The organism is Oleiphilus sp. HI0080 (genome assembly GCF_001635135.1).
The window spans coordinates 1-1,152 of record NZ_LWFU01000980.1; the positions used below are offsets into that span (position 1 = coordinate 1).

Consider the following 1,152-nt stretch of genomic DNA (forward strand, 5'->3'; position numbering starts at 1 on the left):
TCTTTCCAGTCGCTTTCTGCCTGCCCCCGTTTCCCGACAGAGTCCCAACCACGAGCGTAAGCGAGCGACAAGGTGGTCAGATCACCAAAGAAGTCTTGAGCCACCGAAAAATACGCGGTGTTTGCTTCATAATCGTTTTCGCTACTATTGGTATACCCACCACTAAGAATCGTTTTCTCGTGCAGAAAGTCTATTCCGCCACTAAATTCTGTCCGTTCCTCTTCGTACTCGCTTGCCGTCGCGATTACATCAACAGATGCCGCCGAAATTGAATCGACGTAATAATGACCTGTTACGGACACTTGTGGCCCAATACTCTTTCGCACTAGAACAGATGGGCCGCTAATCTCCATGCCCCCTCCATCATAGCGATGATGCATGATATCAACCGCATCTGGTGGTAACGTCGCTGCAAAGGTGTTGACGCTATAAAGCGCTATGCTCGTGAGGGCGGCAACCAGGTGAGCGAATACCTTAACTGATTTTTTAGTTACACCCACAGCCTCCCCCTGTGCCACCTTCAGCACCTCTCGCACCTTCTCGTGCTTGATAAACATGATGCATATACGCGTCTGCATAACCATGACGGCTTAGGCTCATGATGGGGTCTGCGAGATTGTCTCGCTCGTAGGGTTTCACCCACGGTTTGATATCTGCGCAGCCGCTAACCGTAGCGCCAAACAAGACGACAACAGCAGTAAAGAAAGGAGCGATCCGGCACTTAGCCTTGCCTTTTGATCGAGCGAACAAACTTCGCCCCGTAGCCCGATCGTTACCGGAAGGCTGAATGCGTTGTTTGATTATGAACATCATTCGCGGATTAACTTCTTAACTTGTTTAAGGTAATCGTCTTCGTACCCGGGCTTATAGCCACGGTGTAAAAACCTCGCATTGCCTTCGCGATCGATCATAATTGTCGTCGGCATTGCGTCTACGCCATACAGTTCACTTATCCGGCTCTCATTGTCATAGAGAATCGGAAAGGTCACTGGAACGGCATCAAGAAAGCGATCCGCATCGGCAGAATCTTCATCAACATTCACCGCGAGTATGGTGAAGCCGAATTTTTGATATTTTTCATAGATGTCATCCATCAGCGGCATTTCTTGTCTACAAGGACCGCACCATGAGGCCCAAAAATTAAGCATCACA

General features: G+C 49.1%; 3 protein-coding genes. All 3 read right to left on the reverse strand.

Annotation, left to right across the window (positions count from 1 at the left end; translation table 11 throughout):
* Positions 1–500: DUF3570 domain-containing protein (locus tag A3751_RS18770; RefSeq protein ID WP_231876937.1), on the reverse strand; the 500-nt coding region annotated here is incomplete at its 3' end.
* On the reverse strand, positions 487–813 hold the full coding sequence (locus A3751_RS18775) for a DUF4266 domain-containing protein (protein WP_231871693.1): 327 nt from the start codon (positions 811–813) through the stop codon (positions 487–489). The genes A3751_RS18770 and A3751_RS18775, both read right to left, overlap by 14 nt.
* Positions 810–1,152: TlpA disulfide reductase family protein (locus A3751_RS18780; RefSeq protein ID WP_068458543.1), on the reverse strand; the 343-nt coding region annotated here is incomplete at its 5' end. The genes A3751_RS18775 and A3751_RS18780, both read right to left, overlap by 4 nt.